Genomic DNA, 20,414 nt, shown 5'->3' on the forward strand with positions numbered 1-20,414 from the left:
CGCGTTCAGCGCGCCGGCCCGCGCCAGGTGGGTTCGGCGCGGCCGGCGCGCCGGTTGAGGGTACGGGCGAGGACGAAGAAAAGGTCGGACAGGCGGTTCAGGTACTTGCCGGGCCCGGTCGCCAGGAGCTCGACCGCGGCCAGGGCGGTCAGGCGGCGCTCGGCGCGCCGGCACACCGAACGGCAGACGTGGGCGAGGGCGGCGGGCCGGCCACCGCCGGGCAGGACGAATTCGGCCAGCGGCGGCAGCTCGGCGTTGAAGGTGGCGACGGCCGCCTCGATGCGGCCCAGATGGCCGTCGCCGACCTGCGGCCGCTCGGGCAGGGCGAGTTCGCCGCCGAGGTCGAAGAGGTCGTTCTGGATCGCCGCCAGCAGGGCCGCGAGGTCGTCGTCCAGGGCTTCCGCGGCGAGCAGGCCGACGAAGCTGTTCAGTTCGTCCACGGCGCCGAGCGCCTCGATGCGCGGGTCGTGTTTCGGCACCCGGCGGCCGTCGGCCAGGCCGGTGCTGCCGTCGTCGCCGGTGCGGGTGACGATGCGGTCGAGGCGGTCGCTCATCTCGATTTCTCCTCCAGGCAGGCCAGGTAGGCGGCGCCGTCGGGCGGGGCGCCGTAGCGCTGGCTGGTCCAGATCATCTCGGCCAGGCAATCCATGACCTCGTGCTGGGCGCGGTGCTCGTCGCCGAGCTTGTGGGCGAGCTTGAGGTAGAGCGCGCGGACGCCCTCGGGCTGGTCGATGGACAGCTGTTCGCCGATCGACAGGTGCATCATCAGGTGCAGGAACGGGTTGGTCTCGCCCTGTTCCGGGAGCCAGTCGCGCGCCAGGCCGGCGTCCGGGTCGGCGAGCAGGGCGTGGTACTCCGGATGGCGCAGGATATGGTCGGCCGCCATCGCCTCCAGGTCGGTGAGGACGGCCCGGTCGCGGTGTTTGCGCCAGGCCTCGAAGAGGAACTGGCGGGCCTGGTCGCGGCTGGGGTTGAACATCAGGCGGCTCCCGGGTAGTGCAGGGCGAGGACGGTGGCATATTGGAGCAGCCGGTTGCCGCCGTCCAGGTGGCTGAATTCGCCGTTGCCGTAGAAGCCGAGCAGGGGCATGCCCGGGAAGCGGCGGGTGATCGCCTCGAGGTCGCGGTCGACGCCGCCGTAGAAATAGGGACCGCGGCTCATGCAGGCGAAGCACAGGCCGAAGGCCGGGTCGCGCGGGGCGTCGAAGATGCAGCGGTCGAGCATCAGGCGCATGTCGCGTTCCGCCGCCAGGGGCTGGCGGATGGCCCAGAACAGGCGGTCGCCGCCGCGCACCCGGCCGGACAGCGCCACCGAACGGTCGGCGGTGTGCGTCGACAGGATGGGCAGCAGGTGGTAGCGGCCCTCGGCGATGGCGTTCTCGGTCTCGCCGTACAGGATGCCGGCCATGACCAGGTGCAGGGGGAACTGGCGCGAATCGCCGGCGTCGAGGGGCAGCACGCGGGCGAGGACGTCGAGGGCCGGCTGGCCGCCGAGCAGGTGGACGTTCTGGCCGATCGCCCGCTCGACCGGGTGCGGCTCGGTGAGCGGCTGGATGCCGCGCGAGGTGTCGACCCGGAAATGGCCGCCCTCGAAGGCCAGCTCGCAGCGCCGGCCGGACGCCAGGCGCCCGGCCGACCAGACCGTGTAGGGCCCCTGCCCGGAGGCATCCCCGGAGACGGCGCCGAAACGCCGGCCGGGCAGGTCCAGCCAGCGGGTGTCGACGGCGTTGGGCGCCGCCATGGCCAGGCGCCAGTCGTCCTCGGCGCGGGCGGCGCGCAGGCCGGCGCCGTCGCCGAACACCATGGCCGCGGCGGCCGGGACGTCGAGCAGCCATTCCTCCTCGGTGAACAGGCCGATCGAGGTGCAGCCCGCCACCTGCAGGCAGTTCGCCGCCCGCGAGGCGGCCGTGACGGCGGCCTGCGGCTGGCTGGCGAAATCCGAGCTGAGGAAGAGGAGGACGCCCTGCGCGATGTCGAGCCCGGCCCGGTCCATGGCGGTGGCGACCGCCTCGGTGGCCAGGTCGGGCGAGGCGACGATGCCCTTGGCCAGCCCGCTGGCGACCTTCATGCGGTGGCCCGCGCGGTCTTGTCCTTGTATTCGCACAGGTCGGCGATGACGCAGTCCGGGCAGTCCGGCCGGCGCGCCTTGCAGACGTAGCGGCCGTGCAGGATGAGCCAGTGGTGGGCGTCCTGCCGGAACTCCGCCGGGGTGTTCCGGAGCAGCCTTTCCTCGACCGCCAGGACGCTCTTGCCGGGCGCCAGCCCGGTCCGGTTGGCGACCCGGAAGATGTGCGTGTCGACCGCGATGGTGGGCTGGCCGAAGGCCGTGTTGAGTACCACGTTGGCGGTCTTGCGGCCGACCCCGGGCAGGGCCTCCAGGGCCTCCCGGTCGGCCGGCACCTCGCCGTCGTGGCGTTCCAGGAGCAGGCGCGACAGTGCGATGACGTTCTTGGCCTTGGTCTGGTAGAGGCCGATGCGCCGGATGTGCTCCTTCAGGCCGGCCTCGCCCAGGGCGAGCATGGCGGCCGGCGTGCCGGCGGCCGGGAACAGCGTGGTCGTGGCCAGGTTGACGCTCTTGTCGGTGGCCTGGGCCGAGAGGACGACGGCGACCAGGAGCTGGTAGGGGGTCGCGTAGGCCAGCTCGGTGGTCGGGTGCGGGTTGCCGGCGCGCAAGCGCTCGAATATCTGGCGGCGCTTGGCGCTGTTCATGCCGGCGCGGCCCTTACACCGTCTGGCCGAGCGGGCCGCCGGCGTTGGCCCGGCGGGCCTGGATGTCCATGACCCAGTTGCGCGCCGCGATGAGCAGGCCGAGGCCGATGAAGGCGCCGGGCGGCAGGATGGCGAGCAGCAGGCCCTGGTAGTTGGGGATGACGTGGATCACCCAATCCTTGGCGACCGGCCCGAAGGCGAGGTCGAGGCCGGACAGCAGGGTGCCCTTGCCGGCGATCTCGCGCATGGCGCCGAGGACCACCAGCACCAGGGTGAGCCCGAGCCCCATCATGACGGCGTCGAGCACGGAATGCAGGGTGCTGCGCTTGGAGGCGAAGGCCTCGACCCGGGCCAGGACGATGCAGTTGGTGGTGATCAGCGGGAGGAAGACGCCGAGCACCACGTACAGGGCCAGGACGTAGGCGTGCATGAGCAGCTCGACCACGGTGACCAGGGCGGCGATGATGAGGACGAAGAGCGGGATGCGCGCGGCGTGCGGGATGTAGCCGCGCACCACGGCGACGGCGCCGCTCGCCACGGCCATCACCAGGGTGGTGGCGAGGCCCAGGGAGAGGGCGTTGACGACGTTGCTGCTGATCGCCAGGAGCGGACACAGGCCGAGCAGTTGGACGATGCCGGGGTTCTGCTTCCACAGGCCGTTGGCGATGATTTCACGGGCTTCCGGGCTCATGGCGTGGTCTCCGGTGACGGCCCGGCCGGGCCGGGCGCGGGCGGCGCGAGCAGTTCGTCGCGATGCGCCGCGAAGTATTCCAGGGCCTTGCGCACGGCCTTGACCATGGCACGCGGCGTGATGGTGGCGCCGGCCATGTAGTCGAACTGGCCGCCGTCCTTGCGCACCTTCCAGTACAGGGGCTGCGGGTTGCTCAGCGACTTGCCGTCGAAGTTGCGTATCCAGGGGCTCTTGCCGATCTCGATGTAGTCGCCCAGGCCCGGGGTCTCGCGGTGTCCGGTGACGCGCACGCCGGAGACGCGGCCGTCCGGCAGGATGCCGACCAGGAAGCGGATCTCGCCCGAGTAGCCGTCCGGGGCGGCCGCCTCCAGGACCACCGCGACGGCGGCCCCGTGCCGGCTGGCCAGGTAGGCCTGGCCGGGAAACTTGAGGCCGAGCAGGGCGTCGGCGGGCAGCGGCCGGGCATCCTTGACCGGGTCGTTGTCGAAGCCGCCGGCCGGCAGGGTCTGGGCGACCAGCTTCATCTTGGCGCTGCGCTCGCTCTGCTCGATGGCCGGGCGGGTGATCTTGAAGGTGCCGGAGAGCAGGGCGGCGCCGACCCCGGAGAACACCAGGAGGGCGGCCGCCGTGGTCAGTATCTGGTTGCGGAATTCCTTCATCTGCCCACCTTGCCGCCCTTGGCGTGGCCGTACACGCGCGGTTGCGTGTAGGCGTCGATGAAGGGCGCCGCGACGTTCATGATCAGGACCGCGAAGGCGACGCCGTCCGGGTAGCCGCCGTAGCTGCGGATGACGATGGCCAGGAAGCCGGCCAGGCCGGCGAAGATCAGCTTGCCCCTGGGCGTACCGCAGCCGCTCACCGGGTCGGTGGCGATGAAGAAGGCGCCGAGCATCGCGCTGGCCGTGAACAGGTGGAAGACGGGGCCCATGTTGTGGCCGGGGTCGATCTTCTGCAGCACGGCCGAGGTGACGATCACCGCGGCCAGGAAGGCGACCGGCACGTGCCAGGTGATCAGGCGCCTGGCCATCAGGTAGAGACCGCCGACCAGGTACATCAGCGCCACCCATTCCAGGCCGGTGCCGGACAGGCGTCCGAATACCGGGTTGCCGAGGATGTCGCGCTTGGCCACGCCCGCGCGCAGCAGGGTCTTCACGGTGTCGAGCGGGCTGGCCATGGTGTAGGCGTCGACGCTGACCGAGCCCTGGCCGGCGAACACCAGGTCGAAGGCCTCGGACAGGCTGGGCAGGTGGTTGACCAGGTGGGCCGGACCGGGCCACTGGGTCATGTAGTTGGGGAAGCTGACGATGAGGACGGCATAGCCGACCATGGCCGGGTTGAACGGGTTCTGGCCGAGGCCGCCGTACAGGTGCTTGGCGACCAGGATGGCGAACAGGATGCCGACCGCGTACAGCCACCAGGGCGCCAGGGGCGGTACCGAAAGGGCGAACAGCCAGGCCGTCACCAGGGCGGAGCCGTCGCTGATCATGGTGCCGAAGGCGCCGCCGCGCATGAGCAGGGCGAAGCCCTCGAAGAACAGCGCGAAGAAGCCGCACACCAGCAGGCTGACCAGGATGCCCGGGCCGAAGAACCAGGCGTGCGCGAGGGTGCCCGGGATCAAGGCGATCATCACCTCGATCATGGTGCGGCGCACCGAATTCTGTTCGCGTTGGACGAATGGGGAACCGATCATGTCTTGTCAGCCACGGTTTGTTCGGTGCCGGCCTGCGCCCGGCGTGCCTCGATGGCGTCGACCTCGGCCTGCTGGGCCGCGCTCAGGTGGTCCGTGTTGGCGGGCGGCGGGGCGGCCTCCTTGGCCTTCTTGGCACGCTCGATGGCGGCCTCCAGGAGGGCCTTCTTGCGCGCCGCCTCGGGGTCGTCCGCGGCGACCGCGCCGGCCTCCAGGCGTTCGCCCGCCTTCTTGCCCAGGCGCTCGGCCTTCTCCTGTTTCTCCCGTTCCAGGCGGAAGCTGCGGAACTCGTGCCGCTCGCGCGCCGTCTCGGCGGCCCGCTGTTCGCGTCCGCGCGCCAGCAGCTCGCTCTTGGCGAAGCGGTAGTAGTCGACCAGCGGGATATGGCTGGGGCAGACGTAGCTGCAGCAGCCGCATTCGATGCAGTCGGCCAGGTTGTAGGCCTTGGCCTTGTCGAGGTCCTTGGCCTTGGCGTACAGATACATCTCGTACGGCTGCAGGCGCACCGGGCAGGCCAGGGCGCACTGGCCGCAGCGGATGCAGGGCATGGCGCGCGGCCGGGGCGGGAACAGGGCGTCGCTGGTGACGATGATGCAGTTGACCCCCTTGGTCACCGGCGCGCGCGTGTCCTCGAGGTCGAAACCCATGAGCGGACCGCCGACCAGCTGGCCGGTGGCACCCGGCAGTTCGCCGCCGGCGAGTTGCAGGAGTTCCTCGATCGGGGTGCCGACGCGGACCTCGTAGTTGCCCGGCCGGGCGACGTGGCCGGTCACGGTGACGACCCGCGATACCAGGGCCTCGCCCAGTTCCGCCGCGCGCCAGAGGGCGTAGGAGGTGGCGACGTTGAAGACCTGGATGCCGATGTCGGTGGACAGCTTGCCGGCGGGGATCTCCAGGCCGGTGAGCAACTCGATGAGCTGCTTGGCGCCGCCGCTCGGGTACTTGGTCGGCACCACGACGACCTTGGCGCCGGTGCCGGCGCAGGCGGCGCGCATGGCGGCGATCGCCTCCGGCTTGTTGTCCTCGATGCCGACCAGGACCTCGCGGGCACCGAGCAGGTGGCGGGCGATCTCGACGCCGGCCATGATCTCGCCGGCGCGCTCGCGCATCAGGCGGTCGTCGCAGGTGATCCAGGGTTCGCACTCGGCGCCGTTGATGATCAGGGTTTCGATGCCGGCGGCCGGCTCCAGCTTGATGTGGCTCGGGAACACGGCGCCGCCGAGGCCGACCAGGCCCATGTCCTCGAGCTCCTCGCACACGGCCTCCGGGGCCAGGTTGCGCCAGTCCAGCCGGCTGGCCGGGACGGCCTCGTCGCGGCCGTCGGACTCGATGACGACGCACCGGTCGGTCAGGCCGGACGGATGCGGGATGGGATAGGACTCGACCCCGACCACGCGGCCCGAGGTCGGCGCGTGCACCGTGGCCGAGATGCGGCCGTCCAGGCAGCCGATGGCCTGGCCCTTGAGGACGTGTTCGCCGGGCAGCACCAGCGGCTTGGCCGGATTGCCGGCGTGCTGGCGCATGGGTACCCGGTAGCGGGCCGAGAGCGGCGCCGGGACGATCGCCGCGGTGTTCGATTCCGCCTTGTGATCGGCCGGGTGCAGACCGCCCGGGAAGGAGAAGATCGGTTGCGTCATGCCGCCTTGGCTTCCTCGTGGATGGGGAACACCGGGTAGCGCCATTTCCAGTTGCCGACGCTCTCGTGGATGACTTCCATGTGGATGCAGTCGACCGGGCAGGGGGCGAGGCATAGTTCGCAGCCGGTGCAGGCGTTGGCGACGATGGTGTGCATCTGCTTGGAGGCGCCGATGATGGCATCGACCGGGCAGGCCTGGATGCACAGGGTGCAGCCGATGCAGGTGTTCTCGTCGATCACCGCGACCGACTTCGGCTTCGGCTCCTTGCCGGCGCCGAGCGGCTTGAACTCCACCCCGAGCAGGTCGGCCAACTGGCGGACGCCGTGCTCGCCGCCGGGCGGACACAGGTTGATGTCGGCCTCGTGCTTGGCGATTGCCTCGGCGTAGGGCCGGCAGCCGGGGAAGCCGCACTGGCCGCACTGGGTCTGCGGCAGGATCTTGTCGATCTTCTCGACCAGGGGGTCCTCGGCGACCCGGAAACGCACCTCGGCCCAGCCGAGCACGATGCCCAACATCAGCCCGATGCCGGCCATGACCAGGATCGCCATGATCATTTGATCAGACCCGCAAAGCCCATGAAGGCCAGGCTCATCAGGCCGGCCGTGACCATCGCGATGCTGGCGCCCCGGAACGGCTTGGGTACGTCGGCCGCCTCCAGTCGTTCGCGCATGGCGGCGAACAGGATGAGCACCAGGGTGAAGCCGAAGGCGCCGCCGAGACCGAACAGCAGCGATTCGACGAAGTTGTGGCGCTCCTGCACGTTGAGCAGCGGGATGCCGAGCACGGCGCAGTTGGTGGTGATCAGCGGCAGGTAGATGCCGAGCACCCGGAACAGCACCGGCGAGGTCTTCTTGATGAACATCTCGGTGAAGCCGACGATGCCGGCGATCACGACGATGAAGGACAGGGTGCGCAGGTAGAACAGGTCGTTGCCGAGCAGATAGGTGTCGATCAGGTAGCTGGCACCCGAGGCGAGGGTGAGCACGAAGGTGGTCGCCGCGCCCATGCCGATGGCGGTTTCCAGCTTCTTGGAGACGCCCATGAACGGGCACAGTCCCAGTATCTTCGTCATCACGATGTTGTTGACGAACACCGTGCCGATCAGGATGAGTATGTAGTGGTCCATCGTGCGAACTGTCTAGTTTCGAGATTATCCGCTACCCCGGGTGTGCCAGACAACCCGAAAAGACCCGGCGCGGCTAGCGCGGCGTCAAATCGGATTCAGGCATGGCCGGGTGCGGAATAAGCGATGGTGGTCGTTGCCCCGGGCCGGGCGGCCGCGCGCCGGCGCGGCGCCGGTCGCGGCCTAGTCGGCGTCCGGCTCCAGCAGGTCGTGGCTGCCGTCGCAGAACGGCGGCGTCGAGGTGTACTTGCAGCCGCACAGGTAGACCTGGCTTTTCTCGGTCAGGGTCATCTGCACCGGGTTGAAGCCGGTGCCCTGGTGGGAACCGTCGCAGAACGGTTGCGTCTTGGAATGGCCGCAGGCGCACCACCAGTATTCGCCCGCTTCCAGTTCCATCGGGTAGGGGCCGTTCTGGGCGATGACGGGGTCGGTCATGGGGTTCTCCGGAGAGCGTTGGGATGCGCCATTATGGCCTAAACCCGATAAAAAAGATCAAGTAAATAAGGCGTCCTGCCAGGGCGTCGCCGGCAGGCCCAGATCGCCGGCCAGGCCGGGGTGGCAGATGCGTCCGCCGGCGACGTTGAGACCGGCCGCGAAGCCGGGATCGGCGGCCAGGGCGGCCCCCGGGCCAAGGCCCGCGAGCCGTTCCAGGTAGGCCAGGGTGGCGGCCTCCAGGGCCAGGGTGCTGGTGTGGGCGACGGCCCCCGGCATGTTGGCGACGCCGTAGTGGACGACGCCTTCCTCGACGAAGAAGGGGGCGTCGTGGCGCGTCACCCGCGAGGTCTCGGCGATGCCGCCCTGGTCGATGGCGACGTCGACCAGGGCGGCCCCCCGGCGCATCCGGCGCACCAGATCGCGCGTGATCAGCTTGGGCGCCCGGCGGCCATGCAGGTACACGGCGCCGACCACGAGGTCGGCGCGGGCGGTCTGCTCGGCGACGGTGCCGGGGTCGGACAGGAGCGTCTCGACGCGGCCCGGGTAGCGGGCGCGCACGCTGGCCAGGCGCTCCGGGTCGCGGTCGAGGAGGACCACTTCGGCACCCACGCCGACGGCGATATGGGCCGCGTTGGCGCCCACCTCGCCGGCCCCGACGACGAGCACCCGGCCGGGGGCCACGGCGTCCACCCCGGCGAGCAGGACGCCGCGCCCGCCATGGGTCATCTCGAGTGCCTGCATGCCGACCTGGACCGCCATGCGGCCGGCGACGCGCGACATCGGGGCCAGCAGCGGGGTGCGGCCGACGGCGTCCTCGACCGTCTCGAAGGCGATCGCCGTCACGCCCCGGGCGACCAGGGCATGCGCCAGTTCCGGCACCGCGGCCAGGTGCAGGTAGCAGAACAGGACCTGGCCCCGGCGCAGGAGCGGGATCTCCCCGGCGAGCGGTTCCTTGACCTTGAACACCAGGTCGGCCGCGTACACCGCCGCGGCCGAGCCGGCCAACTCGGCGCCGGCGTCCCGGTAGTCGGCGTCGCCGTAGCCGATCGCCGCACCGGCACCGCTCTCCACGACCACGGCATGGCCGGAGCCGACCAGGCGGGCGGCGCCGGCCGGGGTGAGGGCGACGCGGTGTTCCTGGGGCTTGATCTCCTTGGGCACGCCGATGCGCATGGCAGCTCCTTCAGGTCTGCGCGGCCGAGAACAGGCGGTAGCGGCCACCGCCGTCCTCCTTGGCCCGGTACATGGCGAAGTCGGCGCAGCGCAGCAGCTCCTGGACCTCCTCGCTGTCCTCGGGGAACAGGGCGATGCCGATGCTGCACCGGCAGTTGATCTCGTGCCCGGCGGGCAGCGCGAACGGCTTGCCCATCTGGCGCAGGATGTCCTCGGCGACCGCCTCCACCTCGGCGACGCCGCCCAGGTTTTCCACCAGGACCGTGAACTCGTCGCCGCCCCGGCGCGACAGGGTGTCGGACTTGCGCAGGCGCGCGCCCAGGCGGCGGCCGATCGCCTCGAGCAACTCGTCGCCCGCCTGGTGGCCCAGGTTGTCGTTGATCGCCTTGAAGCCGTCGAGGTCGAAATAGAGCACCGCCAGGCGTTCGCCGCGCCGCGTCGCCAGGCGGATGGCGTGGTCGAGGCGCTCCTCGAAGAGCAGGCGGTTGGCCAGGCCGGTCAGCGGGTCGTGGTAGGCCAGCCAATGCAGGCGTTCGTCGGACTGCTTGGTGTGGGTGATGTCCGAGCACAGGGAGATGTAGCCGGTCACCCGGCCGCGTTCGTCGCGCAAGGTGTTGATGGTCTGCCAGCTCGGGTACACCTCGCCGTTGCGGCGCCGGTTCCAGATCTCGCCCTGCCAGTGGCCGTGCTGCTCGAGTTCCCGCCACAGGTTGGCGAAGAAGGCCGGGTCGTGGCGTCCGGAGCCGAGCAGGGCCGGGCTCTGGCCGAGCAGCTCCAGCTCGCTGTAGCCGCTGATCGCCACGAAGGCGGGGTTGGCGGCCAGGATGCAGGGCTGGGCGTCGGTGACCAGGATGCCTTCCTGGGTGTACTCGAATACCGTGGCAGCCTGGCGCAGCTTCACCTCGGCCTGCTTGGCGGCGGTGATGTCGAGGACCACGCCGTCGAGCCAGTTCACCTTGCCGGCGAGGTCGTAGTGGGCGCGGCCGTGGTCGAGCAGCCAGCGCACCTGGCCGTTGTCGCGGACGATGCGGTACTCGAGCACGTAGGGTTGCCCGGAGGTCAGGCAGGCGTCGATCTCGCGCTCGATCTTGGCGCGGTCGTCGGCATGCACGAGGTCGGCGAAATGGTGCCGCCCGGCCATGAAGTCGGCCGCCGGCAGGCCGCAGATGTCCTGCACGTGCTCGCTGACGTACAGGGCGCTCCAGCGGGCGTCGGCGGCCCGCCGGTAGACCGCGCCGGGCACGTTGGTGACCAGGGTGCGGAAGGATTCCTCGCGCCCGGCCAGTTCGTTGCGGGCCCGGCGCAGGGCCCGGTTGGCGCGCAGGGTCACGAACAGGGCCAGGCTGACGACCAGGAGGACGCCGCCGACGACGATCGCGACGGTGCGGCCGTAGCGCAGCATGACGTCGTGGAGGGTGATCGGCAGCTCCTGGTAGGGGCCCAGGCGGGCCCGGTAGAAGAGGTCGTTGATCGACTGGTAGGACAGCGGGATGTTCCAGCCGACCAGGCCGGCGGCGCGCGCGGCCGGGTCGTCGGCCGACATGCCGAGCAGGGCGATGAGCACCTTGCGGGTGACCTCGTCGGGGGTGCCTTCGACCCGGGCGATCGGCCACTCGGGATACAGGCGGGTGCTCAGCAGGTAGGGGAAGCCGGCCTCCTGGCGCGCGTTGATGACGTGCAGGTCGTCGAGCCGGATGCGCCCGGTCAGGGCCATGTGCTCGAGCAGGTCGGTGCGCACGAAGCCGGCGTCGGCGTAGCCGGCCAGGATGCCGAACACCACCTTCTCGTGGTTGCGGGTCTCCTCGATCGAGGCGGTGTCGGTGCGCAGGTCGATGCCCTGGGCCAGGCCCTCGCCCAGGTGCACCTGCCAGCCGCCCAGGCTGGAGTAGTCGGGGATGAGCAGGCGCTTGCCGCGCAGGTCGGCGTAGGTGCGCAGGTCGGTGCGGTTGGCGCGGGCGATGGCCACCCCGCCGAAGCGGTCGAGCGTGCCGGTGGGACCGATCATCAGGCGGGTGGCGATGCGGTTGGCGGTCCCGGCGATGGCCATCTCGGTGTAGTTGCCGGGATTGGTGATGACGAAGTGGATGTCGCGCTTCCGGGCCGATTCGGCAAGCTGCTGCCAGGTCATCGGCGCCAGTTCGAAGCGCAGCGGGGCGAGGTGGCGGTTGAGGTAGTCGACATGGCCGCTCCATTCGGCCACGGCGGCCTCCTGCCCGCGGTAGGCGAGCACGCCGATACGGTATACCTCGGCCGCCCAGGCGGGGGCCAGGCTGGCCAGCCAGAGCGCGGCCAGGCAGATCAGGCGGGCGGCGGTTCGCTCCATTTCGGTGTCTCCCCTCTTGGGCGCCAACGCTTGAGCCGCAGCGAGTTGCTCACCACGGACACCGACGACAGGGCCATGGCGGCCCCGGCGATGACCGGGTTGAGGTAACCGAGGGCCGCGAGCGGCAGCGCCAATACGTTATAGAAGAAGGCGAAGAACAGGTTCTGGCGGATTTTGCTCATGACCGCGCGCGACAGCTCGATGGCATCGGCGACGGTGGCGAGGTCGTTGTGCATCAGGGTGATGTCGGCCGCCGCCATGGCGATGTCGGCGCCGGAACTCATGGCGAAGCCGATGTCGGCGCCGGCCAGGGCCGGGGCGTCGTTGATGCCGTCGCCGGCCATGGCGACGATGCGTCCGTCCGCCTTCAGGGCGGCCACGGCGGCGGCCTTGTCCTGCGGCTTGACCCCGGCGCGCCAGTCGGCGATGCCGGCCGCGCCGGCGATGGCGGCGGCGGTGCCCTCGCGGTCGCCGGTCAGCATGACCGGCCGGATGCCGGCCGCCTTGAGGCGGGCGATGGCGGCCACCGAGGTCGGCCGCAGGCGGTCGGCGCAGGCGAAGCGGGCCAGCACGGCGCCGTTCTCGCTCAGTTCCACCCAGGTCGCGCTGCGCTCGCCGGCGCCCGGGTCGGCGGCCATGCCGGCCAGCCGGAGCGCGCGCCCGGCCACCGTGCCGGTGACCCCCTCGCCGGGCAGGTTGACGAAGTCGGCGACCGGCGCCGGGGCGATGCCGCGCGCCTGGGCGGCGGCCAGGATGGCGCGCGCGATCGGGTGCTCGCTGCCCTGTTCGAGGCTGGCCGCGAGGCCGAGCAGGGCGTCGTCGTCCGGTTGCATGGCCACCAGGGCAGGCTTGCCCTCGGTCAGGGTGCCGGTCTTGTCGACGGCCAGGACGTCGATGCGCTCGGCCTTCTCCAGTACCTCGGCGGCGCGCACCAGGATGCCCAGCTGGGCGCCGCGCCCGAGCCCGACCATGACCGCGGTCGGGGTGGCGAGGCCGAGCGCGCAGGGGCAGGCGATGACCAGCACGGCGACGGCCGGGATCAGGCTCTGGCTGAAGCTGCCCGTGGCCAGCCACCAGCCGGCCAGGGTGAGCAGGGCGAGGCCGATCACCGCCGGCACGAAGATGCCGGAGATGCGGTCGGCCAGCTTCTGGATCGGCGCCTTGGAGCCCTGGGCGGCCTCGGTCAGGCGGACGATCTCCATCAACTGGGTGTGGCTGCCGACGCCCTCGGCGCGTACCACCAGGAGGCCGTCCAGGTTCTGGCTGCCGGCCCAGGCGCGCGCGCCCGGCGTCTTTGCGACGGGGAGGCTTTCGCCGGTGAGCAGGCTCTCGTCGACGCCCGAGCGGCCGTCCTCGACCGTGCCGTCGACCGGGACGCGCTCGCCGGCGCGCACCTGGACGCGTTCACCGGCTTTGAGGCTGGCGACGTCCGCCTCGACGAACTCGCCGCCGCGCTCGACCCGGACGGTGCGCGGCTGCAGGCCGATCAACTGCTCGATGGCGGAGGAGGTGCGGCTCTTGGCGCGCGCCTCGAGCAGCTTGCCCAGGCGCACCAGGGTGACCACGGCGGCGCTGGCCTCGAAGTAGAGGTGGCCGTGCGGGTCGAGCAGCAGGGTGGCCAGGCTGAAGAAATAGGCCGCGCTGGTGCCCAAGGCGACCAGGACGTCCATGTTGGCGCCGCCGCCGCGGAGCGACTTCCAGGCGCCGTCGTAGAAACGCCAGCCGGACCAGAACTGCACCGGGGTGGCGAGCAGCCATTGCGCCCAGCCGGACAGCCAGACGTGGTGGGCATCGCTGCCCAGCATGGCCACCATCTCGCCCAGCAGCGGCAGGGTGAACAGCGCCGAGATGACGAACGCGCGCACCTCGCCCCGGTAGGCCTCGGCCTTGCGCGCCTTCTCGGCGGCGCGCCGCTCCTCGGTGGCCGGGGTGGCCGTGAAGCCGGCCTTGGCGACCGCGGCGACCAGGCCGTCCTCGTCGATCAGGCCGGGCTGGTAGCGCACCCGGGCGGTCTCGGTGGCCAGGTTGACGCGCGCCTCGACCGAGGGCAGGGCGTTCAGGACCCGCTCGAGGCGCGCCGAGCAGGCCGCGCAGGTCATCCCGGCGATGGCCAGGTCGAGGCTCGTGGAGGGCACCGCGAAGCCGGTCTTGGCCACCTGGGCCAGGATCGCCGCCGGCGCGGTCTGGGCCGGGTCGAAGCTGAGCTGGGCGGTTTCCGTCGCCAAGTTGACCTTGGCCTCGACGCCGGGCAGGCGGTTCAGGTTGTTTTCCAGGCGCGTCGAACAGGCGGCGCAGGTCATGCCGGCGATGGGCAGGGAGATGTGTTTGCTTGCCATGATCCGGCGACTCTATACGCGCCGCAGGGTTCCGTCACCCGGGCCGGGCCGCCAGCCAGGCGGTCAGGGCGGCCAGGGGCAGCGGGTGGGAGATCAGGTAGCCCTGGCCGATCTGGCAGCCGGACTCGCGCAGGAAGGCCATCTGTTCCTCGGTCTCGATGCCCTCCGCCACCACCTTCAGGCCGAAGGTACGCGACATGGTCAGGACGGCCCGGACGATGGTGCTGTCCTCCATGTCGCGCGGCACGTCGCGTACGAAGCTGCGGTCGATCTTGAGGTGGTCGACCGGCAGTTGCTTGAGGTAGGCGAGCGACGAGTAGCCGGTGCCGAAGTCGTCGATGGCGGCGCCCACGCCCATGGCGGACAGGCTGTCGAGGACCGAGGCGACCCGGGTGATGTCCTCCATCATGGTGCTCTCGGTGATCTCCAGTTCCAGGCTTGCGGCCGGCAGGCCGGTCTCGGCCAGGGCCAGGACCACCTGCTCGACGAAGTCGAGCTGCTTGAGCTCGATGGCCGAGATGTTGACCGCCAGCTTGAGGTCGCCGTGGCCGGCGCGGCGCAGGTCGGCGATGTCCTGGCAGGCGGTGGCCAGGACCCAGCGTCCGATGGCCACGATCAGCCCGGTCTCCTCGGCCAGCGGGATGAATTCCAGCGGCGCCACCGGGTGGCCGTCCTGGCGCCAGCGGATCAGGGCCTCGACCCCCACCACCCGGCCGCTGGCGAGTTCCACCTGGGGCTGGTATTCCAGGCTGAAGGCCTGGTTCTGGATGGCCAGGCGCAGGGCGGTCTCGCGCGCCACCTGGAGGGCGGCGCTGGCGGCCATGTCCTCGTTGAAGAAGCGGAAGCAATGACGGCCATCCGCCTTGGCCCGATACATCGCCGTATCGGCGTTCTTCAGCAGACTGGCCATGTCCTCGCCGTCCTTCGGGCTGAGGCCGATGCCGATGCTGGCGCCGACGTACCATTCGCGGTCCTCCAGGAGCACCGGCGCGGCCAGGGCGGCGAGCACCTTCTCGGCCACCCGCTCGGCGTCGCCGGGGCCGTGGATGTCCTCGAGCAGGACGGCGAACTCGTCGCCGCCCAGGCGGGCCACGGTGTCGCTGGCGCGCACGCACTCGGTCAGGCGGCCGGCGATGACGGTGAGCAACTGGTCGCCGGCGGCGTGGCCGACCGTGTCGTTGATGCGCTTGAAGCGGTCCAGGTCGATGAACAGCAGGGCGTGCCGGCCCTGGTTGCGACCGGCACGCTGGATGGCGTGGCCGACCCGGTCGGCGAGCAGGCGCCGGTTGGGCAGGTGGGTCAGGGGGTCGTAGTGGGCCAGCTGTTCCAGGCGCGAGGAGAACAGCTTGCGGTCGGTGATGTCCTGGAACATGAAGATGTAGCTGAGGTGCTCGCCGGCGGCGCCGTCGATCGCCGAGGCGCTCTGCCAGACCGCGAAGACGTCGCCGTTCTTGCGTTGCAGCCAGGCCTCGCCGACCCAGCCGCCCTCGGCGCGCAGCTGCCGCCACATGCCGTTGCCGCCTTCGCTCGGCTCGCTCTCCGAGGCCAGGATGGCGATCGGGCGGCCGATCACCTCGTCGGCCGCGAAGCCGGTGATGCCGGTGAACATCGGATTGACGCGCAGGATGCGGCCCTGCACGTCGGTGATGGCGATGCCCTGCAGGCTGTCGTCGAAGACCTTGGCCGAGAGTTCCAGCTCCGACAGTTCCACCTCGCGGCGGGCCAGTTGCCGGTGCAGGTGACGCACCGCGAGGGCGATGCCGGCGATGCCGAACAGCCAGATGGTGAAATGGGAGGCGGCCGCGGTGCCGGCGATGCCGCCCGCCGAGGCGTGCTCGTAGATCGGGTTCAGGTTGAGGTACAGGGAGGCGGCGATGGCCACGGTCCAGGCGGCCACGACGATGCGGGTCATGCGCCGGAGCAGGCGGCCGTCGTGCGGCCGCCCCATGGCAACCCCGCCCAGGCCGGTCTGGGCGGGCGGGGGCACGGCGGGGGCGGCGGTTTCGGTGGACGGGGGCATGCGCGGCGGCCGGTTTCGGAACACTCAATTAACGTCCCGAAACCGGCTTTCTTTAAGGCCGGCCGGCGGCCCGCGCGGCTATTTCACGTAGCCCCACTCGCGCAGGCGCGACACGGCGTACTGGGCTTCCTGGCCGCCCGAGACGGCGCGGGCGTAGCGGTAGTAGAGGTCGGCCGCCTGCTTGCGGTCCTGCATGTGGTCGTAGGCGACCGCGCGCAGGAAAGTGGTGTTCGGGTTGCCGGGCAGGCGGCGCTCGTAGGCGTCGAAGAACTGCAGCGCCGCGTCGGCCTGGTTGAGGGCCAGCTTGGTCACCCCGGACAGCTGCAGCGCCTGGCCTTCGCTCGGGTACACGGCGCGGGCCTGGGCCAGGTAGGGCTCGGCCTCGCGCGCCTTCTTCTGGGCCAGCTTGGCCTTGGCCATGAGCACGTTGGCGGCGTAATCGCCCGGCGCCAGACCGAGCGCGCGGCCGAACGGCGTCTCGGCCTGGGCGGCCTGGTTCCTGGCCAGCAGGCCCTCGCCTTCCTGGAGGGCGGTGACGACCGGCTTCAGGCGGCGCAGGTCGGCCGTGTTGTCCAGGTAGCGTTGCCGCTGCAGGGGCCGGCTGCGCTGGCTGGCGTACTGGCTGCGGGCACGCTGGACGGCGGTTTGGTAGCGCTCGTCGCTCATCGGGTGGGAGGCGAACATGGTCTCCAGGAGGCCCGGCTTGGCACGCGCCTCGCTCTGCAGCAAGGCCATCAGGTTGGCCATGCCGTCGGGGTTGTAGCCGGCCCGGGCCATGTATTCCATGCCCAGGGCGTCGGCCTCGCGTTCGTTGTCGCGACTGTACTTGGCGAGCAGCGCGCTGGAACCGATCTGGCCGGCCAGCTGCACCACGGGCTGGTACTGCTGGCTGCCCGAAGCGGCCACCGAGGCGAGCACCACGCCGCCCTGGACCAGCATCGACTTGCCGGCCTGCTCGGCGGCGTGACGGGCATTGACGTGGCCGATCTCGTGGCCGAGCAGGCCGGCCAGTTCGTCCTCGCTCTGCAGTTCGATCAGGATGCCGCGCGTGGCGGCGATGCTGCCGCCCGGGAAGGTGTAGGCGTTGACGTGGTTGGCGTTCAGGGCGCGCGCCGAATAGGGCAGGTTGGGCCGATGCGACCGGCGCCAGAGGCCGGCGCCGACGTCGTCGACGTAGCGGTTCAGGCGCTCGTCCTGGCAGGCGCCGTAGTCGGCCGAAAACTGCTGCGGCGACTGCTGCCGGTCCAGGCTGACCTCCTGTTCCTCGGTCAGGCCGACCAGGGTCTTGCGGCCGGTGACCGGGTCGGTGGCGCAGGCGGCCAGGAGGGGCGGCAAGGCGACGGCGGCGCCGGCCAGGCCGACCAGGCGCAGGAAGGCACGCCGGCCGGGATCGTTGTCTTCGTTGAAATTCACTTGGTTCTCCCGGTTCAGGTCTTCGGCCGGCTGTGGGTATGGTTGTGGCCGGTCGCCTCGACGTCCACCGGGACCAGGTTGAGCTGGGCGTGGCGGACGCCCCGTTCCGCCGCCATCTGGTCGGCGAAGGCGCGCACCTCCAGGGTGTGGCCGCGCAGGATCAGCGTCTCCAGGCAGTTGTCGTGGTCCAGGTGCACGTGCATCGACGACACCACCAGGTCGTGGGCGTGGTGCTGCATGTCGGTCAGGCGCTCGGACAGCTGGCGTTCGTGGTGGTCGTAGATATAGGACAGCGAGGCGACGCAGTGGGGCGCCTCGTCGCGGTCCAGGCGGTCGCGCTCGAGCTCGCTGCGCAGCATGTCGCGCACCGCTTCCGAGCGGTTGGCGTAGCCGCGCCGGCGGATCAGGCCGTCGAATTCGCTGGCCAGGGATTCGTCGAGTGAGATGGTGAAGCGTTCCATGGCGTATCTCGCTTGGTTGTCCCGGTCCGGTGCCGCCCTCAGGCCGGCGCCGCCTCCCGGAAGGTGGTGATGGTCATGGTCTGGTTGTGCAGTTCGCAGCGGGCCGTCGCGACGTGCGGGGAGATCTCGCCGTAGGAATAGAAGCCGGCCAGGGCGGGTTTGGGCCCGAGCACCTCGCGCACCGCCTCGACCTCTTCCTCGACGCGCTGCTTGAGCACCAGCTTGCGGCCGACGCAGCTGATCAGCACGGCCAGTTCGGCCGCCGCCCCGGCGAGCGGTGCGCCGGCATGCTCGGCGGCCCCGGCGGCGCCGTCGACCAGGCGCTCGAAGTTGGCCTTCATCAGGCGTACGTACATCCCCTCCGGCATGTCGCCCGCGAAGGTCATCGACTGCGCCGCCTCGTCGACCGCCAGGACGGTGCGCACGGGGCCGGTGTTCTGGTCCGGGCCGGCGCTCAGCGCCAGGGGGAAGAGCAGGGCGGTGGCGGGCAGGCCGGCGGCGTGGCCGCCCAGGTATTTCTTGTACAGGCCGAGGGCGGATTGGCCGTCCAGTTCGTAGAGCACGTTGCCCTGCGCCTTGGTGATCAGGCGGTCGGGGCCGAACGGGTCCCAGCCGCCCAGCGAGCCGAAGCCCACCTGCAGGGCGCTGCCGTAGAGGCCGAGGGCGGCGATCCGGTTCGCCTCCGGCGCGCCGTCCGCAACCACCAGGGTACGCTGGAAGCGGGCGCCGTCGCCGGACAGCCCGCCGGTCACCTCGATGCCGGGCGGCAGGACCGACTTCAGGCCTTCGACCAGTTCGGTGCCGTTGACGGCGAGGCCGTCGGAGAGCAGGAACACGTGCCGGAGGTCGCTGCCGAGCAGTTCGCCGGCCAATTGCGCGCCCGCCGGCCGGCTGTCCGCCGCACTCGCCACGGCCCGGGTGGCGAGGCGCAGGCGGGTATCGGCGAAGGTCACGGCGGTGACCGCGAGGCTGTCGTCGTAGACGCGCGTGTCCAGTATCTCGCCGGCGGTCGAGCAACCGAGCAGGATGGCGGCCGGGTAGAAGGCGCGCAGCTCGGCCAGGCGCTCGCCGGTCAGCACGTCGGTGCCGCCGAAGATCAGCACCAGGCCGGCGTCGGCCCGGGCCGGGGCGCGGTTCCAGCCGGCCGTGCCGGTCCAGTGCAGTTGCTCGGTTCTCATCGTCGTGTCCTCGCGGGCGTGGCGTGGCGGCGCTCAGCGGGCGCCGGGGATCAGGGTTTCGTAGCTGGCGAATTCCTTCTCGATGGCCGGCAGGGCGGCGGCGATGCGTGGCCAATCGAGATCGAGGCATTCGAGCACGCCGGCGTCGAGCGGGCTCGCCAAAGCATAGGGATCGCGGGCGAGGTCGAGGCCATGGGCGAGGACCTCGGCCAGGTGGGTCAGGCCGGCATAGCGTCCCGCCGCGTCGGCCGGCGGCTGATGGTGGGCGGCCACGGCGACCTGAATCTCGGGCGCGAAATGCCAGTGCCGGGCGAGCGCCTCGCCGGCGTCCATGTGGCTGACGCCGAGCACCGCCAGCTCGGCGTCGACCAGGAAGCCGTCGTGCGCCTCGCGCCAGGCGACCACGGCCTCGTATTCCTTGCTGCAGGTCACCACCAGCAGGAGCCGGCCGATGTCGTGCAGGAGGCCGGCCGTGAAGCCGGTTTCCGGATCGAGGCCGGCGGGGCCGGCCAGCTTGCGGCAGCAGACGCCGCAACCCAGGCTGTGGCGCCAGAAGCTCGACTGGTCGAACCAGGCCAGGGTCGGCGCGGTGAAGAATTCGGTCAGGGCGGCGGTGGTGACCAGGCTGCCGACGGCACGGAAGCCGAGCACGACGATGGCGTCGTGGATGGACGAGACCGGCTGCGGCATGCCGTAGAACGGCGAGTTGGCCACGCGCAGGGCGCGCGCCGACAGGGCCTGGTCCTTCTCGATGCCGTGCGCCAGCTGGTCGACGCTCAGCCCTTCGTTGCCGAGCGCCAGGATCAGCTCGTTGACCACCGCCGGCAGCGAAGGCAGGCGGTGGATCTTGTCCATCACGGAATCCAGGGTGACCTTGTTCACTCCGGGTTCTCCAGCCGGTAGGCGAGCAGGACTTCGAACAGGCGGCGGTTGCCCGGCAGGTCCAGGGTCTTGCGGAATATCTGGCGCAGGCGGGCCTCGGCGGAGGCGCGCATGGCGGCGAGCTCCTCGGCCGATGGCGGGATGCGTTCCGGCACGATCCGGACCGAGGCGATGCCGCGCTGGCGCAGGGCCGCCAGGTGGCTCTCCGTCAAGGTCGTGTCGGCGGTCAGCATGATGTTGCCGAAGCGGTCGCGCACGGCCTCGGCCAGGCGCATGCCCGGCTGCAGGCTGGCCAGCGGCAGGATTTGGCTGGTTTGGCTCATCGCGCGGCACCCATGGTCGGAGGC

20 protein-coding genes are annotated in these 20,414 nt (G+C 71.0%); all 20 read right to left on the reverse strand.

The genetic code is table 11. The features are described 5' to 3' along the window. Positions 1 to 5 precede the first annotated feature (5 nt). On the reverse strand, positions 6 to 554 hold the full coding sequence (locus tag EZJ19_RS03680) for a cob(I)yrinic acid a,c-diamide adenosyltransferase (protein WP_131444939.1): 549 nt from the start codon (positions 552 to 554) through the stop codon (positions 6 to 8). Then, on the reverse strand, positions 551 to 979 hold the full coding sequence (locus tag EZJ19_RS03685; RefSeq protein WP_131444940.1) for a DUF1841 family protein: 429 nt from the start codon (positions 977 to 979) through the stop codon (positions 551 to 553). The genes EZJ19_RS03680 and EZJ19_RS03685 overlap by 4 nt, the downstream gene beginning before the upstream one ends. Continuing rightward, positions 979 to 2,067 carry an FIST C-terminal domain-containing protein gene (locus EZJ19_RS03690; RefSeq protein ID WP_131444941.1) on the reverse strand — a complete coding sequence of 363 codons (1,089 nt, stop codon included), beginning with the start codon at positions 2,065 to 2,067 and terminating at the stop codon, positions 979 to 981. Before EZJ19_RS03690 ends, EZJ19_RS03685 begins: the two co-directional genes overlap by 1 nt. Continuing rightward, entirely contained in the window at positions 2,064 to 2,708 is a 645-nt protein-coding gene (gene nth / locus EZJ19_RS03695; protein ID WP_131444942.1) for an endonuclease III, read from the reverse strand. The genes EZJ19_RS03690 and nth overlap by 4 nt, the downstream gene beginning before the upstream one ends. 13 nt (positions 2,709 to 2,721) lie before the next feature. Next, positions 2,722 to 3,399 carry an electron transport complex subunit E gene (locus EZJ19_RS03700; RefSeq protein WP_131444943.1) on the reverse strand — a complete coding sequence of 226 codons (678 nt, stop codon included), beginning with the start codon at positions 3,397 to 3,399 and terminating at the stop codon, positions 2,722 to 2,724. After that, entirely contained in the window at positions 3,396 to 4,058 is a 663-nt protein-coding gene (rsxG, locus tag EZJ19_RS03705) for an electron transport complex subunit RsxG (protein WP_131444944.1), read from the reverse strand. Before rsxG ends, EZJ19_RS03700 begins: the two co-directional genes overlap by 4 nt. Further along, the gene (locus tag EZJ19_RS03710; protein WP_206199306.1) at positions 4,055 to 5,089 is read right to left on the reverse strand and encodes an RnfABCDGE type electron transport complex subunit D; all 1,035 of its coding nucleotides are present in this window, start codon (positions 5,087 to 5,089) and stop codon (positions 4,055 to 4,057) included. Before EZJ19_RS03710 ends, rsxG begins: the two co-directional genes overlap by 4 nt. After that, complete coding sequence (gene rsxC / locus EZJ19_RS03715) at positions 5,086 to 6,723, reverse strand: electron transport complex subunit RsxC (RefSeq protein ID WP_131444945.1); 1,638 nt, start codon at positions 6,721 to 6,723, stop codon at positions 5,086 to 5,088. The genes EZJ19_RS03710 and rsxC overlap by 4 nt, the downstream gene beginning before the upstream one ends. Then, the gene (gene rsxB / locus EZJ19_RS03720) at positions 6,720 to 7,277 is read right to left on the reverse strand and encodes an electron transport complex subunit RsxB (protein WP_131444946.1); all 558 of its coding nucleotides are present in this window, start codon (positions 7,275 to 7,277) and stop codon (positions 6,720 to 6,722) included. Before rsxB ends, rsxC begins: the two co-directional genes overlap by 4 nt. Beyond that, positions 7,274 to 7,849, reverse strand: coding sequence for an electron transport complex subunit RsxA (rsxA, locus tag EZJ19_RS03725; protein ID WP_131444947.1), 576 nt, complete (start codon positions 7,847 to 7,849; stop codon positions 7,274 to 7,276). Before rsxA ends, rsxB begins: the two co-directional genes overlap by 4 nt. Positions 7,850 to 8,029: 180 nt before the next feature. Further along, complete coding sequence (locus tag EZJ19_RS03730) at positions 8,030 to 8,281, reverse strand: CDGSH iron-sulfur domain-containing protein (RefSeq protein ID WP_131444948.1); 252 nt, start codon at positions 8,279 to 8,281, stop codon at positions 8,030 to 8,032. 57 nt (positions 8,282 to 8,338) lie between these two features. Beyond that, positions 8,339 to 9,454: an alanine dehydrogenase gene (ald, locus tag EZJ19_RS03735; RefSeq protein ID WP_131444949.1), complete on the reverse strand. Its 1,116-nt coding sequence runs from the start codon at positions 9,452 to 9,454 to the stop codon at positions 8,339 to 8,341. A gap of 10 nt (positions 9,455 to 9,464) precedes the next feature. Beyond that, on the reverse strand, positions 9,465 to 11,777 hold the full coding sequence (locus EZJ19_RS03740; RefSeq protein WP_131444950.1) for a diguanylate cyclase domain-containing protein: 2,313 nt from the start codon (positions 11,775 to 11,777) through the stop codon (positions 9,465 to 9,467). After that, on the reverse strand, positions 11,753 to 14,113 hold the full coding sequence (locus tag EZJ19_RS03745; protein WP_131444951.1) for a heavy metal translocating P-type ATPase: 2,361 nt from the start codon (positions 14,111 to 14,113) through the stop codon (positions 11,753 to 11,755). The genes EZJ19_RS03740 and EZJ19_RS03745 overlap by 25 nt, the downstream gene beginning before the upstream one ends. Before the next feature lie 34 nt (positions 14,114 to 14,147). Further along, entirely contained in the window at positions 14,148 to 16,133 is a 1,986-nt protein-coding gene (locus tag EZJ19_RS03750) for a putative bifunctional diguanylate cyclase/phosphodiesterase (RefSeq protein ID WP_131444952.1), read from the reverse strand. 78 nt (positions 16,134 to 16,211) lie between these two features. Next, complete coding sequence (locus tag EZJ19_RS03755; RefSeq protein WP_131444953.1) at positions 16,212 to 17,546, reverse strand: M48 family metalloprotease; 1,335 nt, start codon at positions 17,544 to 17,546, stop codon at positions 16,212 to 16,214. Between the two features lie 14 nt (positions 17,547 to 17,560). Next, a complete protein-coding gene (nikR, locus tag EZJ19_RS03760) occupies positions 17,561 to 18,007 on the reverse strand; it encodes a nickel-responsive transcriptional regulator NikR (protein WP_131444954.1) in 447 nt (148 codons plus the stop codon). Between the two features lie 38 nt (positions 18,008 to 18,045). After that, positions 18,046 to 19,185 (reverse strand): FIST signal transduction protein, encoded by a 1,140-nt coding sequence (locus EZJ19_RS03765; protein ID WP_131444955.1) that lies wholly within the window; start codon positions 19,183 to 19,185, stop codon positions 18,046 to 18,048. A 33-nt stretch (positions 19,186 to 19,218) separates the two neighbouring features. Further along, positions 19,219 to 20,067: an HDOD domain-containing protein gene (locus EZJ19_RS03770; protein ID WP_131444956.1), complete on the reverse strand. Its 849-nt coding sequence runs from the start codon at positions 20,065 to 20,067 to the stop codon at positions 19,219 to 19,221. Beyond that, complete coding sequence (locus EZJ19_RS03775; protein WP_131444957.1) at positions 20,064 to 20,390, reverse strand: hypothetical protein; 327 nt, start codon at positions 20,388 to 20,390, stop codon at positions 20,064 to 20,066. The genes EZJ19_RS03770 and EZJ19_RS03775 overlap by 4 nt, the downstream gene beginning before the upstream one ends. Between the last annotated feature and the right edge of the window lie 24 nt (positions 20,391 to 20,414).

This window comes from Parasulfuritortus cantonensis (genome assembly GCF_004337445.1).
Taxonomy (GTDB): domain Bacteria; phylum Pseudomonadota; class Gammaproteobacteria; order Burkholderiales; family Thiobacillaceae; genus Parasulfuritortus; species Parasulfuritortus cantonensis.